Consider the following 15,675-nt stretch of genomic DNA (forward strand, 5'->3'; position numbering starts at 1 on the left):
CCGTCCGTGAATGAATCCCGGACGGATCATCCGCAGCCTTACACGAGCCCGGTTCGGATTGAAATCGAGCGACGAGAATTGACCGTTCGCCCCCTAAGGTCCGGATAACGGTGTTCCACACCACCGCCTCAGCCGATGCCGCACAGGCGGATCATCTGGTACCGATCAGTTCCCGAGTGGCCAGGCTGCGCACCATGATCACCGGCGCGTCGGGTATTCCTATTTGGCCGATAGATATGGTTGGCTGTCTCGATGGAGGAGACGACGTACGACCGGACGCGCCTGGAGCAGTGGCGCTACGGGCAGGCGAGCGGGCGCGGGTTCAGCCGGCGGGACCTGATGAGGCTGGCGGCGGCGCTCGGGGTCGGCGGTGCGCTGGGGACGGCGGCGCCGGCGAGCGCGGCGGACGGGCCGATCGTGAAGCCGCTGCCGCCGGAGCTGTTCACCGTGTTCGGCACGAATGCGGAGACGAAGTGGGAGGCGCTGAAGGACACCGGGCATCTGGTGCCGGTCGACCGGTTCTTCGTCCGCAACCACACCAGCACGCCGATCATCGATCCGGTGGCGTACCGGCTGAAGCTCTTCGGGTCCGGCCTTCGCGGACCGAAGGAATTCAGCCTCGACCAGCTTCAATGCCTGCCGCACCACACCACGGTCGCGGCCGTCGAGTGCGCCGGGAACGGGCGCAGCCTCTTCACCAGCCAGCAGGGGCAGACCGTGTCCGGCACCGCGTGGAAGCTCGGCGCGATCGGCGTCGGGCGGTGGACCGGCGTCCGGCTCGGCACCGTGCTGCGCGCGGCGGGGCTGCGGGCGGACGCGGTGGACGTGCAGCCGCAGGGCCTGGATGCGAACTTCGTCAGCGGCGGCGTCGACCTCGGGCCGGTCCGCCGCCCGCTGCCGGTCGCGAAGGCGCTGGACGACGTGCTGCTGGCCTGGGAGCTCAACGGTGAGCCGCTCCCGCCGGACCACGGCGCGCCGCTGCGCGTGATCGTGCCGTCCTGGATCGGCATCTCGTCGATCAAGTGGGTCGGCGCGATCGAGGTCGCCGCGGAGCCACTGTTCTCGCCGTGGAACACGCAGTTCTACCGGCTGTTCGGCGAGTCCTACCCGGCCGAGGGCACGCTGATCGACAGGCAGGTGGTGAAGAGCGCGTTCGAGCTGGCGTGGAACGCGTCGCTGCCGCTGACGGCCCAGACGCTGACCGGCCGGTCCTGGTCCGCGAACGGCCCGATCCGGCGCGTCGACGTGAGCACGGACGGCGGCGTCAGCTGGCGCCGGGCGCGCACCACCGGCCCCGGCCTGGCCTGGCAGCGGTGGCAGATCGACTGGTCACCGGCCACGCCCGGCGCGCACACGCTGATCGCGCGCGCGACGGACGTGACCGGCGCGTCCCAGCCGGTCACGGTGCCGCACAACACGCTGGGCTACCTGTTCGGCGCCCAGGTGCGGCATCCGGTGACGGTCAGCTGATCCCGTAGGCGCGGATCACCGTCTGGGTGACGCTGCTACCACCCGCATCGGTCGCGGTGGTCCGCAGCGACACCCAGCCCGCCGCGTCCGGGTGCGACAGGTGCGCGACGCCCCTCCGGACGTCGACCGCGGTCCAGGTGGCGCCGTCGTCGTACGACACCTCCGCGGTCAGCCGCGGGTTCCGGGCCACGCCGCCCTGCCGGTCCACCCGCAGCGGCACCGTGAACGCCCGGCCCTTCGGCGCGACACCGGCGCCGCTCACGTTCGGTGAGGCCACCACCGCGAGTAGTGGCAGGGTCGCGGCGTCTTCCGAAGACCGGAACGTCCAGGCGGCGGCCACGTGGGTGGAGAGCCGGTGCGGCGCCCCGCGGTCGGCCGTCACCTCGAGCCGGTAGGTCGCGTCCGCGGCCGGCACCGTGAACTCGCCGTAGACGTCCGCGACCGCGCCGACCAGCACGTTCTCCCGGTAGAGCTTGATCGTCATGCCGGTCAGCGTGGACTCGCCCTCGCGGCCCCCGCCGTCGCCGAACAGCGCCGGAAGCGCGTAGATGACGTTCCCGACGCGCCCGATCTGGGGGCGGTAGCCCTCGTCCGGGAACGACGGCCCGAACACGGCCCGGTTCCAGGTCTCGGTGATCGTGGTGCCCGGCCGGTAGGCGGTCTTCGCCGCGAACTGCGAGGAGATCGGCGTCAGGTAACCGTCGATCGGCTCCAGCTCCTGCAGGAACGGCTCCCAGGTCACGCCGTCACCCGCGTTGTAGTACTCGGTGCGCGACGAGCCGGCCGGATACTCGTACGACCAGGAGGAGTCGCCGCCGAGCGCGTCGTGCATGACGAACACGCCCTTGCCGATCGTGTCGGCCTGCGCCTGCACGCCGTGCTCCGCGACCACGGTGGCGAACTCGCTCTGCGCGGCCGCGTGCGTGAACCCGGTGAACATGGTGCCGGGCGTCAGGTAGAACGCGGAGTACTGGTACGGCGTGCCGTCGAACGTCCCCTGCGCGTTCCGCTGCCCGAACGTCACCTTGATGTGCGAGTGGTAGTCCGCCGCCGCGGTACCCGGCGCCAGGTTCAGCGTGTAGAGCGTGGAGAAGTCCTGGCCGCCGATCCCGTTGGAGTACCCGGGCCCGCTCGCGCCGAGCCAGATCGACGACGGTTCCGCGCCGGCCTTCGGCACGGTCACCGAGACCGGCTGCGCGGCCCGCGCGTCGACCGTGAACGACGTGTGGCCGCCGTCGACCACCAGCCGGCCGCCGGCCGCGAACGTCATGTCCTGGCCGGTGCGGATCCGCGCGGACAGCGCGTAGTTCCCCTTCGGCAGCCGGAGCATGCCGGAGCCGGGGTAGGCGAGGTAGCCGGTCCGCAGATCCTTGTTCACGAACGTGACGTGGAAGTCCGCGGCCGCGGCACCGTCCCGGCCGATCAGGTCCAGGCCGACGTCGTAGCTCTCCGGCTCCAGCTCGATGCCGAACGGCGTACGCACCACCAGGTCCCCGGCCGTGGCCGTGACCGCACCGTCGAGGAAGCCGTCCGGCAGGCCGCCGACCGAGGTGTCGATGCTGACGGTCACCGAGGCCGACCCGCCCGCGGGCACGGTCAGCGTCGGCGCGGACAGCGTGACCAGCTCCGCCGAGAGCGCCAGCAGCACGTCCGCGGCGCCGTCGTTGCGGTAGGTCACGGTCGCGGACCGCACGTCGTCGTCCTGGTGCGGCCACCGCTGGAAGCCGAAGCTCAGCGTCGCCGGCGTCGCGGTCACGGCCTGCGCGGTCACTCGGGCCACGTCCACCCTGCCGCCGCCCTGCGCGGTGACCGGCAGCTGCGGGTGCGGCTTCGCGGACCCGACCAGGCCCGCCTTGAGCCGCTCCGGCGTCCAGTCGGGGTGCTGCTGGGCAAGGATCGCGGCGGCGCCGGCCACGTGCGGGGTGGCCATCGACGTACCCGACAGCGTGGTGTACCCGGGCAGCGGCGCCGGCTCGCCGATCTCGCCGTCCCCGCTCCTCGCGGCCACGATGCCGACGCCGGGCGCGGTGATCTCCGGCTTGAGCACGGAGTCCTCCGGGCGCGGGCCACGGTTGGAGAAACCGGCGAGGTTGTCCTCCCGGTCGACCGCGCCGACCGCGAGCGCCGCGTCCGCCGTGGCGGGCGAGCCGACGCCGCGCTCCTGGCCGTCGTTGCCGGCCGCGATCACGAACAGCGTGCCGAACTCCGCGGTCAGCGACTGCACGGCGGCCTCGAGCGGGTCGACGCCGGGCGAGTCGTACCCGCCGAGGCTCATGTTGACCACGTCCGCGCCCTGCTGCGCGGCCCAGCGCATGCCGCGCAGGATCGACGACTCCGGGCAGTACTCCACGCCGCAGACCTTGCCGTCCAGCAGCTTCGCGCCGGGCGCGACGCCGCGGTAGCGCCCGTCCGAGGCCGCGCCCGTGCCCGCGATCGTGGAGGCCACGTGCGTGCCGTGCCCGACCAGGTCCCGGCCGTCCTCACCGGTCACGAAGTTCTGCTTCGCGGTGACCTGACCGGCCAGATCGGCGTGCGTGTCGTCGATGCCGGTGTCCAGCACCGCGACCGTCGTGCCGGTGCCGGTCAGCCCGCGCTCCCACGCGGCCGGCGCGCCGATCTGCGGCACACTCACGTCCAGCGCCGGGCGCATCAGGCCGTCCAGCCAGATCTTGCCGAGGCCGGACCGCGCGTGGGCGGCGCCCGCCAGCGCGGTCCAGGTGCCGCCGTGCGGATCCGCGTCGATCGAGGTCAGGCCGTCCGGGAGCGGCGTCGCGGCGCGTGCGTTCGCCGCCGGGCCGTCCACGATCAGCGGCAGCCGGTCCACGTAGCCGAACTCCAGCAGCAGCGTCACGTCGAACAGCCGCGGATCGATCCGGTTCTCGTGCAGCGGGCGCAGCGCGTCCTCCGGCACCACGCGCACGCGGCCGTTCTCGCGGTCCACACTGAACAGCACGCCGTCGCGGCCCGCGCCGGGACGCAGCGCGACATCGCCTCCTTCGGTGAGGGTGACCTGGTCACCGGTGATCAGGGTGACGGTCCGGGTCGCCCTTTCAGGAGCGGGCTCGGCGTGAGCGATGCCCGGTAACAGGGCCGCGAACGCGGTGAACACGGTCAGTGCGGCGACATGTCGCCGTGCACGATCCAATGTGGATGTCATCACGCCGGTACAGACGGCCCCCTCCACCTGAGAGGTTGCCAACGACCTGCATCAAATTCATCTTCCCGCTTCCAGCGTGGTGGCGGTCCGCATGCTCCCGCGGGCAAACCTCGCTGCGGGCAAAGACTCCGCTGGCGCTCCGCTTTGCCCTTCGCGTCGGAGCCGGTTCCGCCGTTGGTCCCGCAGAGCAAAGAACAAGACCGGGGCGCGGTACTCACGGTCGGCGCGATGTCGTCTTCCGCGCGGCCGGGGGTATATCGACGGAATATCATGTGCACAGCCGTCGATCGGGGGACACGGGATGACCGCACCGCTGGAGTTCGGCGTGCTGGGGTCGCTGCGGTTGTGGCGGCCGGGCGCCGACGCCACGCTGACCGCCCCCAGGCTGCGCGGGCTGCTCACGCTGCTGCTCGCCGAGCCGGACCCGGTGCCGGTCGCGCAGGCCGGGGACGCGTGCGGCGGCCGGGGTGCGCCGGGCGCGGTGCACGTGGCGGTCCACCGGCTGCGGCGCTGGCTGGCCGCGCACGGCGGGCACCGGCTGGAGCTGACGCCGGCCGGCTACCGGCTGGACGTGCCGGCCGAGAGCGTGGACGCGGGCCGGTTCCGCGCGATGATCACCGATCGGACGGACGTGGACACGCTGGTCGCGGCGCTGGAGCTGTGGCGCGGGCCGGCCGCGGTCGACGCGCCGCAGGGCATCCGCCAGCGGTACGCGGTCCGCACGCTGGACCGCACCCGCCGCGAGCTGACCACGGAGCTGGCCACGCGCTGCCTGGCCGACGGCACGCCGCACCTGTCGCTGCCGCTGGTCGAGCGGCTGGCCGAGGCCGCGCCGCTGGACGAGCTGGCCCAGTCGCTGCACGCGCTGACGCTGGCCGCGTGCGGGCTGCAGGCGGAGGCGCTGGACGTGATCACCCGGACGACCCGGCAGCTCGCGGACGAGCTGGGCGTGGATCCGGGACGGCACCTGGCGGAGGCGCGTCTCCGCGTCCTCCGCCAGGACTACCTGCTCAGTTCCCGTTGATCAGCCAGGTGGCCAGCCGCGGGTCGAACGTGCCGGCCGGGAGGCCGGTGAGCCGCCCGCAGTCGCCGTCCGAGTCGCCCGGCACCTTGAGCCAGAGCAGCATCTCCGCGCCCGAGGTGTGCAGCCGCGAGGTCACGCCGAGCTTGACGCCGGCCGGGTTGCACCAGTCGCCCTTGTGACCGTTGCCGTTGCGGCTGGTGTCGATCACGTACGGCTTCGGCTCGTCCATGTCCGTCTTCATCGCCTCCGCGTAGCTCACCGACTCCGCCGTGGTCCAGAAGTTGGACACGTTGATCGACACGCCGTGGGCCCGGCCGAGGTCGATGTTGTTGAACCGCTCGGCCATCACGTCCGCCGCGACCCAGCCCGCGTTGCCCGCGTCGACATAGGTCCAGGCCTGGCCGCTGAACGCGCTCAGCGCGTGCTCGATCAGCAGGAACCGTTCGTCGATCTGCGCCTGGCTGAGGCAGTCCAGCTGGGTGACCGCGTCCGGCTCCAGGATCACGATCGCCGGCCGGCCCGCCACGCCCGCGCCGAAGCTCGTGATCCATTGGCGGTACGCGGCCGCGCTCGCCGCCCCGCCCGACGACTGACCGTTGCAGTCACGCTTCGGAATGTTGTAGGCGACCAGGATCGGCACCTTCCCGGCCGCGGTCGCGGCGTCGACGTAGGCGTCCGTCGCGGTCTGGATGTCCCCGCTCCAGTCGCCGAACCAGCGCGCGCCCGGGTTCTTCGCGATGTTGTCCCGGATCGAGGCCGTGCGGTTGTCGTTCGGGTTCGCCGCGACCCACTGCATCGCGTTCGAGTCCGGGTCCGGGTAGAAGCCGTTCGCCGCCGCGATCTGCGCCGGCGTCTGCGGTACGCTCGCCCCCTTGCCGAGCAGCGCGAACGCGAGCAGACCGGTCGAGGTGAAGTCGATCGCCGGCTCCGCGCTCATCCAGGCCTCGACGTTGTCCATGAACCGGGCGCCGTTGCCGGTGAACGCCGCGTACGTGTCGGTGCCGTCCCCCGGGCAGTTGCCGCCGGGCTCGAGACCGGCGAACTCGTCCACGCCGTTCGGCCCGTTCACCGCGGCACCGGTCAGGATCGCGCCGGACCCGCTGTGGCTGCCGTTGATGTTGGCGACCTGGTGGTGCGGGCACTTCGGGAACGTGCTGCCGACGCCGACGATCAGCGACAGGCCCCACGGGTTGCCGCCCAGCGCCCAGTTCGCCTGGGACTGCGCGAACGCCGCGAACGTGCTGGTACCGGAGACCGCGTCGTAGCGGGCGGACTGCGCGATCAGGCCGAGCGTGAACGAGGTCGAGTCGTAGGTGTCGTACGCGGCGGCGGCCCGGAACCGGTCCGCGTCCGCACGGGCGACGGCCGCGTCGAGCTGCGCCTTCTGGTCGGCCAGCAGCTCGGCCGGCGTGACCGCGAGCCCGGTGGCGCCCGCGGCGGTGATCGCGGCCGCCAGGTCGGGCAGCGCGATGCCGCCCACGTCGTAGAGGTTGAGCGTGCTGCGGTCGGCCACGCCCAGGTAGGTGTCGGCCCACTGCGCGGCCTGGGTCAGCCACGCCGGGGCACGGCTGTCGCCGAGCGCGCGGCCGGCCAGCGCCAGTTCCGTCGCGCCGTACGCCAGGTCGTCCTGCCAGACCGTCTCCGGGTAGAAGCTGTGCGGGTACGCCGTGACCAGCTCCCCGACACCGGTGGTCTTCGCCTTTCCGTAGATCGCGGCGGCCGTGGCCAGCTCGTCCCGCGCCCGGTCCGGGTCGCTGGTGGCGTGGCGCTGGGCCGCGAGCGCGAACGCGGCGGACACGCGGCCGGCCAGATTCGGGCTCAGCTGCGCGCCGGGTGCGTTCGCCCGCAGCACCGGCCGGAATCGCAGGTAGTACTTGTCCTCCCCGACCGGGGTCGACGGGATCGAGTCGTCCGCCTCCGGCAGCCGCCAGTCGCCGTGGTCGCCGATGAACGTCTCGTCCTCGTTGCCGCCGCCGAGCCCGACCTGGGCGTAGAGCACGCCGGTGCCCTCGTCCCACATCTTGTCCAGCCAGGCCATCGCGTGGTCGATCTCCGCCGCGCGGGCCGGGTCGGTGCTGCCGGAACGCTCGGCGATCTGCAGCGCGCCGACCGCGTACGCCGTGGTGTGCGTGAACTTGAGGTAGTCGCCCGCGTCGGACCAGCCGCCGGAGACGTCCACCTTCGGCGTGTTGGCGATCGGCGTCAGGTAGCCGTCGATGGTGTCGCCGTCGACGAACGCGGGCGTCTGGTACACGGTCGCGGACGTGTCGGCCAGGTGGGCCGGCCGGCGGTGCAGCGCGCCGGCCATGACGTTCGTGCCGTCACGCTGCGTCTGGAAGAACGTCGTCATCGTGCTCGCGACCGGCGCGTACAGCTCCGATCGGCCCTTGATGTCGAACGCGGGCGACGTGGTCACGCCGGTGACCTGGATCGTGTAGCGGCCGGGTGTGGTCACCGCGGAGAAGTCGATCTGCGCGACGCCGGTGTACGCCGTGTTCCAGCTCCCCCGGTTCGCGCTCGCCTGTCCGGTGTGGACGGTCGTGCCGGCCGCGTTCACGATCCGGAACGTGGATCTGGCCTGCGCCGCCGTACCCAGCAGGTAGGCGATCTTCTGTTGTGCGGCCGGATATCCGACCTGGTTGACGCGGAGGTACGAGGTCACGGCCGCGTGCGCCGGTGACGGTGTGACGGTGAGGCCGCCGGCCGCGAGCAGCAGTGCGGCGAGGGCGGCGGTGGCGTGTCGGGCGGGATGTCTCATCGATGTCCCCCGTTGCTCGGTGGGCGTGGAACGCTCACCTGAAGCTAGGAAGGGGAGACTTACCGGCGGCTTACCGATGGCTTTCAGGCCCGCACGATGCCGGCCTTTTCGCAGGCCACGGCGCCCTTGCAGGCGACCAGAGCGTCAAGCGCGGCCGCCAGCGCCGCCTTGCGTGCCGGGCTCAGCGCCGGCGCGACGTTGCGGAGCTGATGCGGGTCGGTGCGCCGGTCGTAGAACTCCAGCGCGCCGGACGCATATCTCACGTACGTCCACTCGGGTGTCCGGAGAGCCGCGTAGGACTCCGGAATCACCTTCTGCCTGTCCGGATCGTCGGGCCGGAATTCCGGACGACGGTGCTCGACCAGGGCTGCGGTCCTCCAGCCGGACACCGGAGTTCCGGACACCACCATACCGGAGCGGAGCAGCGGCGCCAGGCTTCTGCCGTCCACATCCGGCGGCGACGGCGTACCCACGAGGTCGTCGAAGGTCGGCCGCAGGTCGACGTTCTCCGCCGTCTCGGTGACGGTGGCGCCGGCGCGCACGCCCGGACCTGCCACGATCAGCGGCACGCGCACGTCCGTCTCGAACGCGGTCTGCTTGCCCACGGTCAGCCGGTGTTCGCCGAGGTGGAAGCCGTTGTCGGAGCTGAACACGAGCACGGTGTCGTCCGCCGTGCCGGTCCGGGTGAGCGTCTCGCGCAACGTGCCGATCATCCGGTCCAGCGAGAGCACGGACTGGGCGCGCCTGCGGTAGGCGTCGTCGATCCGCGCGAGCTGGTCCGGGCCGAGCGGCGGGCGGTCCGCGAGCCACGGCGGCGCGTCGATCGGCAGGCGGTCGAAGGCCGGGCCGCGCGGCGCCCTGAGCCCGGGGAACGCGCCGGTGTCCTGCGGCGCGGGCGTGAACGGCGAGTGCGGCGCGAACGTGGCGATCTCGACGAAGAACGGTGTCCGGTCCCCCGCACTCATCTCGATGAACGCGGTCGCCTTGCCGGTCAGCACGTGGGTGAGGTATTCCTGCCCATATTTCCGGACGACGCCGTTCTCGTTGAGCGTGTAGTCGTACTGCCGGTACGCATCGCCGCCGACCGCCCACTGGTCCCAGCCCGGCGGCACGTGCCCCGACGCGGGCGAGTAGCCGTTCATGTACTTGCCGAGCATCGCGGTCCGATACCCCGCACGCCGCAAACTGGTGCCGAACGTGTCACTCTCGTTGCCGCGCTTCCGGAAGACCGCCCACCCACCGTCCGGCGCCGAGTTCGTGAACACCCCCGTGTTGTGCGGAAATTTCCCGGTAAAGATGGACGATCTCGACGGGCAGCACAGCGTGTCGGTCACGACATAGTTCGCGAAGGATGTCCCGTCCGCCGCCAGCCGCCGCACATTCGGCATGAACTGCAGCAGGTCCACCGACAGGTCATCGGCCAGGATGAACACGATGTTGGGCCGGGTCGCCGGTGCGACCCACCGCGCCGCCGCGGGGAGAGACGATGGGCCGGCGGCCGGTTGACTGGCGGCCAGGCACAGCGACAACGCCACCGCCCCGGCAGCCCGCAGCAGTGACCGCACCCGCTCCCCTTCCACCAACAAACACGACAATAAACCCATAAAACCGATAAATCAGCCAGGGGTACGCGCGGCGCGCGCGACCGCCCCGGCAAGGACCCCCATGCGCACCTTCACGCTGTACTCCTCCGCCGCCGCCCCGATGTTGCTGATCGGCGGGTGGCTGGTGGCGGAGTCCCGCCAGCCGGCCGCGTTCGACCCGATGCGCGACGCGATCAGCGATCTGGCCGCGATCGGCGCGACGGACCGGGCGATCATGACGGTGGCGCTGGCCGGGACCGGGCTGGCACACCTGGTCACCGCCTACGGGCTCACGGACGCGGCCCGCCCCGGACGGCTGCTGATCGCGCTCGGCGGGCTCGCGACGATCCTGGTGGCCGCGTTCCCACTGCCGGAGCAGGGCAGCTCCGCCGCGCACACCACGGTCGCCACGATCGCGTTCCTGGCGCTGGCCGCGTGGCCGCTGATCGCCCGGCCACGGGCCGCTTCCCGCACGCCATCCGCACAGGCCGGATCCCCCGCACCATCCGCACAGGCCGGATCCCGCACGCCATCCGCACGGGCCGGGTCCCCTGCGCCGTCCGCGCGGTCGGCAGGCCGGGCCGATGCCCACCGGCTGCCGGGTGAGACGGTCGCGCCGACCGCCGAGACGGGCGACGCGAACGGCATGCCGGCCGTGCTGCGACCGCCGGTCTCGATCGTCGCCGGTGTCGTCCTGCTCGGGCTCGTCGGCTGGTTCGGCGTGACACTCCAGGGCGGCGGGGCGCTCGGGCTGGCGGAGCGGGCGGCCGCGGCGGCGCAGGCGATCTGGCCGTTCATCGTCGCGTTCTCGATCCGCGTCCGGTAGGGAGCCATCTGCCCTCATTGCTGGCGCGAAACATCGGCGAAACCTTGACAAGCCGATAGGCCATTCATAGCCTTCACGCAATTAAATCGTTTCATCAACCGCCCGGCCCCCGCGCTTCGACGAGGAGACCTGATGAGACCCCGCTGTAGATCCCTGCTGGCCGCCGCCTGCGCGGCCGCCGTCGTCCTCACCGCCGTGCCCGCCTCAGCCGGATCCCGGCAGGGGCCCGTACTCGAACACCTCGACCGGGGACTGGTCGCCGCCTCCACCGGCGACGGGGTCTTCCTCAGCTGGCGACTGCTCAAGGACGAGGCCACCGGCCACTCCGCGACCGGCCTGACCGGCGTCGACTTCGCGGTCTACCGGGACAACCGGAAGATCGCCACGGTCACCGACAGCACGAACTTCGTCGACCGGACCGGCAGCACGACCGCGAGATATCGGGTCGCGGCCGTGGTCAAGGGCCGGGAGCGGGACCGCAGCGCGGCCGTGACCGCGTGGGCGGACGGACACCTGGACCTGCCGCTGCGCAAGCCGGCGGACGGGGTGACACCCTCGGGCGAGGCCTACACCTACTCGGCGAACGACATGAGCGTCGGCGACGTGGACGGCGACGGGCAGTACGAGTACGTCGTGAAGTGGGACCCGTCGAACTCGAAGGACGTGTCGCAGGTCGGCTACACCGGCAACGTCTACGTCGACACGTACGAACTGGACGGAACCCTGCTGCACCGCATCGACCTGGGCGTCAACGTCCGGGCCGGCGCGCACTACACGCAGTTCCTGGTCTACGACTTCGACGGCGACGGCCGCTCCGAGATGATGTTCAAGACCGCGCCCGGCACGAAGATCACCCGGTACGGCCGGGACGGGCGCGTGGTCTCGGAACGCTACGTCACGCTGCCCAAGGCGGACGTGAAGGCCGGATACACCAACGGCGACGACTACCGGATGAGCGCGGCGGACTACTACCGGCACCTGGTCACGATGTTCCGTGGCTGGAGCACGCACCCGGAGGTGGTCGCCGGTCGCTGGCCCGCCACCCTCGAAGCCGCGTTCGGCATCGCGCCGCAGTATCAGTACCCGCTGAGCCAAGCCGACGCGGAAGCGCTCGTCGACTACTTCATCGACGTCTACGCACCGGCGCGCAGCACCCGCAACGCCCTCCGCGCGTTCGCCGGCTTCATCGTGGACGGGCCCGAATACCTGACCGTCTTCGAGGGTGCGACCGGGCGTGAGCTGCAGACCATCCCCTACAAGCCGGGGCGCCACGACGACGGGCTCATGTGGGGCGACTACGCGATGGCGCGGATCGAGCCGGGCAACCGCGTCGACCGCTTCCTGTCCGGCGTCGCCTACCTGGACGGCAAGCGCCCGTCCGCGGTCTTCGCCCGCGGCTACTACACGCGCAGCACGCTCGTGGCGTACCGCTGGGACGGCCGGAAGCTCGTCGAGGACTGGTTCGTGGACAGCGGCTGGACGCCGATGACGAACCCGTTCAACGACTCGCCGCACGGACGGGACGGCACGGATCCGGAGTTCAGGACGCTGACCACGCAGGGCTTCCACTCGCTGTCCGCGGCGGACGTGGACGGCGACGGCCGGCAGGAGATCGTCTACGGGTCCGCGACCATCGACGACGACGGCAGCCTGCTCTACTCCTCGTTCGGCACGCTGCCGGACGGGACCACGGTCGCACGGCTCGGCCACGGCGACGCCATGCACGTCACCGACATCGACCCGCACCGTCCCGGCCTGGAGATCTTCACGGTGCACGAGGGTGCCACGTCCGCGCCCTACGGCATGGCGATGCGGGACGCGAAGACCGGCGAGGTGCTGTTCGGCGTCTACTCCGGCCGGGACACCGGGCGCGGCATGGTCGGCGACGTGCTGCCCGCGTCGCCCGGCCTGGAGGCATGGGCCAGCCTGCCCGGCGGCACCGACTCGCTCGGCCTCTACACCGCGGCCGGCCAGGTCACGCCCGGCGCGATCCCGGGCACGAACCAGAGCATCCGCTGGTCCGCGGACCTGACCACGCAGATCCTCAACGGCGCCGGCGACGCCACGCCCACGATCGACGACTGGACCCGTGGCACGCTGCTCACCGCGGACGGCACCCGCGCCAACAACGGCACCAAGGGCAACGCGAGCCTGATCGCGGACATCTTCGGCGACTGGCGCGAGGAACTACTGGTCAGGACCACGGACAGCACCGCGATCCGGATCTGTCTGAGCACGTCGGTGACCGGGCACAAGCTCTACACGCTGATGCACGACCCGCAGTACCGGGCCGAGGTGGCGCGGCAGCAGACCACGTACAACCAGCCGTCCTACCCGGGCTTCTACCTGGCCTCGGACACGGACTGGGCGCGCGTACCGCTGCGCTGATCCTCGTCGTGAACGCCCGCCCGCTTCACCGCGGGCGGGCGTCTCCGTGTGTCGGTATCGTGCACCGCGACACCAAGATCCTCGGAAAGGACGACCGTGAACTACGACGTCAAGGTCACCGGCCGGCGCATCGTCGCCACCATCATCGACAGCTTCGTGCTGAGCGCCATCGGCGGCGTGGTCTCCTCGGTCCTCAACCTCTCGCCGGACCGCAAGGAGCTGGACCTGACGTCGCTCGCGTCCGGCGGCAGCTTCGCGCTGTTCGTGGTCGCGGTCCTCTACTACACGATTCTGGAGGGCATCCTCGGCCGCACCATCGGCAAGATGGTCACCGGCATCCGCGTCGTCTCCGAGGAGACCGGTGCCGCTCCGGGCCTGCTCAAGGCGCTGATCCGCACGGTGCTGCGCATCATCGACGCGTTCTTCGGCTACCTCCTGGCCCTCATCATCGTCATCAACTCCGACCGCCGCCGCCGTCTCGGCGACATGGCCGCGAAGACGCTGGTCGTGCGCGTCTGACGCGCTAGGCACCGTCGTACGGCGAGGTCAGCGTGAACGGCACGCGAGCCCGTTCCAGCACCGGCTCGGGAAAGCTCGGGCCCGCGGTGTAGTAGCGGGCCCGCGTGCGGCCGACCGGGACGAGCAGCCCGGCCGCGGCCAGGCCCTTCAGATCGCGCTGCGCCTGCTGGAGCGTAAGGTTCTCCGACTGCTCGTACCGGGCGCGGCGGACCCGGCCTGCCACGGCGACGTCGTGCAGCGCGGTGAGGACCCGCTCGTCCAGCCCGGCCTCGCCGACGAACGTCTCGAGCAGCTCCCACACGGCGGCGGACCTGTCCAGCCGATGCTGCACCGCCTGCGCCTGCTCGTGGTAGGCGGTCAGGTTGAACCTGATCCAGTCGGAGACCTCGCGTTCCGGCTCGTAGGTGGCGCCGGTGCGCTGAAGCTGCCGGTAGTACTCCCAGGTGTTGAGCGGCCGCCCCAGCCACGCCTCGATCGACGAGAACTCAGGCGCGAGCACGCCCTCCCGAGCGATCATCAGCGTCTGCAGCGAGCGGGACATCCGGCCGTTGCCGTCCGGCCAGGGGTGGATGGACACCAGATGCAGGTGGGCCATGGCCGCACGGATCAGCGGGTGCGTGCCGTCGGCGGTGTTGAGCCAGTCGACCAGCTCGGCCATCAGACCGGGGACCTCGTCGGCGTCCGGGGCGGTGTAGGCGGCGATCTGCGGGTCGCCGGGAGCGGTGACGTAGACCGGTCCCCTACGCCACTGGCCGGCGACCTTGCGTCGCGTGTGGCGGTGGCCTTGCAGCATCCAGTGCAGCGCGTTCAGCAGGCCCTTGCTGTAGGCGAAATCCGCGACATCGTGCAGTGACTGCACGTAGGTCATCATCTGCTGGTAGGCGAGCGTCTCCTCGCGGTTCTCGTCGGAGACGTCGACGTCGTGCTCGCCGTCCATCAGATCCTGCACGTCCTGGGTGCTGACGTGGAAACCTTCGATGGTGTTGGAAGCCGCCACCGCGTCGGCTGTCAGAAACTTACGCAGACCAGCAGTCCACTTGCCCGGCTGGGCCTGCACCTGGTGGCGGAGCCGGTCGCGCATCCGTTCGATATCGGCCAGGACAGCCTGGTCAGCCTGGGTCAGTGTTGGGGTCTGAAAGAGCACCTTCGCACCATAGAATGACGCAATCATTGCGTCAAACACATTCAAACTAAAAGCGGTCCAGCCAGACCACGATGCCCGTCACGTCGCTGAGGACGGCGGCGACGCCTGCCCGGATCGCGGCGGCGCACCGGGCCGCGGTGAACGACGCCGGGTCGAACGGGGAGGCGGCGCCGAGGCCGGTGCCCCTGAACGACGCCCCGGTCCAGTCGACCGCGGTGACGTTGCCGGTGGGTTCGGCGAGTTCCGCGCCGAGGACCAGGAACTGCTGGTCGAGGTGGCTGGCCGTGACCAGCGCGAGCGCGTCCACCAGCGCGTTCCCGGCCGTGACGATCAGGTCGGGTCGCAGGTTGATCGCCTCGACGATGCCGTCCACGTGATGCTCGTCCGCGGTGACCCGGCGCAGGTCCACGGATTCCGCGTCGGCCCACGCGTTCACGGCGTCGGTCAGCGCGCGGGTCGCCTCGTCCGAGCCGGCCGTCAGCAGCACGACGCGGTAGCCGGCCGACGGCCGGACCGAGGACCACGAACCGGGCACCGGCGTGATCGTGCCCCCGGGCGTCGGGAGCGCGGACGGGTCGGTGAAGCCGGGGCCGAGTGCGCCGATCGCGGACGGTGACGGGTGGGGTCCGGCCGCCCAGGAGTCGCCGGTGCCGCAGCCCGCGATCGTCAGGACGGCGAGCAGGGCGAGAAACCGAAGGCGCACGGGTTGATCCTCAAAGCTGCGGGGCGGAGATGCGGGCTCCTTACTACCCCGGTGGCGCAGGTAACTGAAGGGTTGTCGTCAAGCGTTCGCCCACGATCTGGAT

Annotated in this window: 10 protein-coding genes; 5 read left to right on the forward strand and 5 right to left on the reverse strand. The window is 71.4% G+C overall.

The window, feature by feature from the left end; translation table 11 throughout:
* Positions 1–252: 252 nt before the first annotated feature.
* Entirely contained in the window at positions 253–1,470 is a 1,218-nt protein-coding gene (locus tag OP04_RS23855; RefSeq protein WP_033342037.1) for a sulfite oxidase, read from the forward strand.
* Here OP04_RS23855 and OP04_RS23860 read toward each other — a convergent pair.
* Complete coding sequence (locus OP04_RS23860) at positions 1,463–4,627, reverse strand: S8 family serine peptidase (protein WP_157240241.1); 3,165 nt, start codon at positions 4,625–4,627, stop codon at positions 1,463–1,465. The genes OP04_RS23855 and OP04_RS23860 overlap by 8 nt on opposite strands.
* Positions 4,628–4,928: 301 nt before the next feature.
* On the opposite strand from OP04_RS23860, the gene OP04_RS23865 reads away from it, so the two are divergent.
* Positions 4,929–5,651 carry an AfsR/SARP family transcriptional regulator gene (locus OP04_RS23865; protein WP_033342038.1) on the forward strand — a complete coding sequence of 241 codons (723 nt, stop codon included), beginning with the start codon at positions 4,929–4,931 and terminating at the stop codon, positions 5,649–5,651.
* Here the strand turns inward: OP04_RS23865 and OP04_RS23870 are convergent.
* A complete protein-coding gene (locus OP04_RS23870; protein ID WP_051798813.1) occupies positions 5,638–8,409 on the reverse strand; it encodes a glycoside hydrolase family 9 protein in 2,772 nt (923 codons plus the stop codon). The two genes, OP04_RS23865 and OP04_RS23870, sit on opposite strands and share 14 nt — an antisense overlap.
* Positions 8,410–8,492: 83 nt before the next feature.
* Positions 8,493–9,974, reverse strand: coding sequence for a sulfatase family protein (locus OP04_RS23875; protein ID WP_232323712.1), 1,482 nt, complete (start codon positions 9,972–9,974; stop codon positions 8,493–8,495).
* 100 nt (positions 9,975–10,074) lie between these two features.
* On the opposite strand from OP04_RS23875, the gene OP04_RS50030 reads away from it, so the two are divergent.
* The 3 genes from OP04_RS50030 to OP04_RS23890 all read left to right on the forward strand — a co-directional run bounded on the left by OP04_RS50030 (position 10,075) and on the right by OP04_RS23890 (position 13,725).
* A complete protein-coding gene (locus OP04_RS50030) occupies positions 10,075–10,818 on the forward strand; it encodes a DUF998 domain-containing protein (protein WP_051798815.1) in 744 nt (247 codons plus the stop codon).
* 132 nt (positions 10,819–10,950) lie between these two features.
* Positions 10,951–13,206 (forward strand): rhamnogalacturonan lyase, encoded by a 2,256-nt coding sequence (locus OP04_RS23885; RefSeq protein ID WP_033342039.1) that lies wholly within the window; start codon positions 10,951–10,953, stop codon positions 13,204–13,206.
* A 96-nt stretch (positions 13,207–13,302) separates the two neighbouring features.
* The gene (locus tag OP04_RS23890) at positions 13,303–13,725 is read left to right on the forward strand and encodes an RDD family protein (protein WP_033342040.1); all 423 of its coding nucleotides are present in this window, start codon (positions 13,303–13,305) and stop codon (positions 13,723–13,725) included.
* Between the two features lie 4 nt (positions 13,726–13,729).
* Here OP04_RS23890 and OP04_RS23895 read toward each other — a convergent pair whose 3' ends face one another.
* Together OP04_RS23895 and OP04_RS23900 are read right to left on the reverse strand one after the other, a co-directional pair.
* The gene (locus OP04_RS23895; RefSeq protein WP_033342041.1) at positions 13,730–14,869 is read right to left on the reverse strand and encodes a Fic family protein; all 1,140 of its coding nucleotides are present in this window, start codon (positions 14,867–14,869) and stop codon (positions 13,730–13,732) included.
* Between the two features lie 46 nt (positions 14,870–14,915).
* A complete protein-coding gene (locus OP04_RS23900; RefSeq protein WP_033342042.1) occupies positions 14,916–15,572 on the reverse strand; it encodes a type 1 periplasmic-binding domain-containing protein in 657 nt (218 codons plus the stop codon).
* Positions 15,573–15,675: the final 103 nt, after the last annotated feature.

Origin of the sequence: Catenuloplanes japonicus (assembly GCF_000717135.1) — a bacterium.
Lineage (GTDB): Bacteria > Actinomycetota > Actinomycetes > Mycobacteriales > Micromonosporaceae > Catenuloplanes > Catenuloplanes japonicus.

What these genes read in the sequence shown, in the direction of transcription:
- OP04_RS50030 (WP_051798815.1), top strand. Translation starts at nt 10,075, where the DNA reads ATGCGCACCTTCACGCTGTACTCCTCCGCCGCCGCCCCGATGTTGCTG.
- OP04_RS23855 (WP_033342037.1), top strand. Translation starts at nt 253, where the DNA reads ATGGAGGAGACGACGTACGACCGGACGCGCCTGGAGCAGTGGCGCTAC.
- OP04_RS23865 (WP_033342038.1), top strand. Translation starts at nt 4,929, where the DNA reads ATGACCGCACCGCTGGAGTTCGGCGTGCTGGGGTCGCTGCGGTTGTGG.
- OP04_RS23885 (WP_033342039.1), top strand. Translation starts at nt 10,951, where the DNA reads ATGAGACCCCGCTGTAGATCCCTGCTGGCCGCCGCCTGCGCGGCCGCC.
- OP04_RS23860 (WP_157240241.1), bottom strand. Translation starts at nt 4,627, where the DNA reads ATGACATCCACATTGGATCGTGCACGGCGACATGTCGCCGCACTGACC.
- OP04_RS23870 (WP_051798813.1), bottom strand. Translation starts at nt 8,409, where the DNA reads ATGAGACATCCCGCCCGACACGCCACCGCCGCCCTCGCCGCACTGCTG.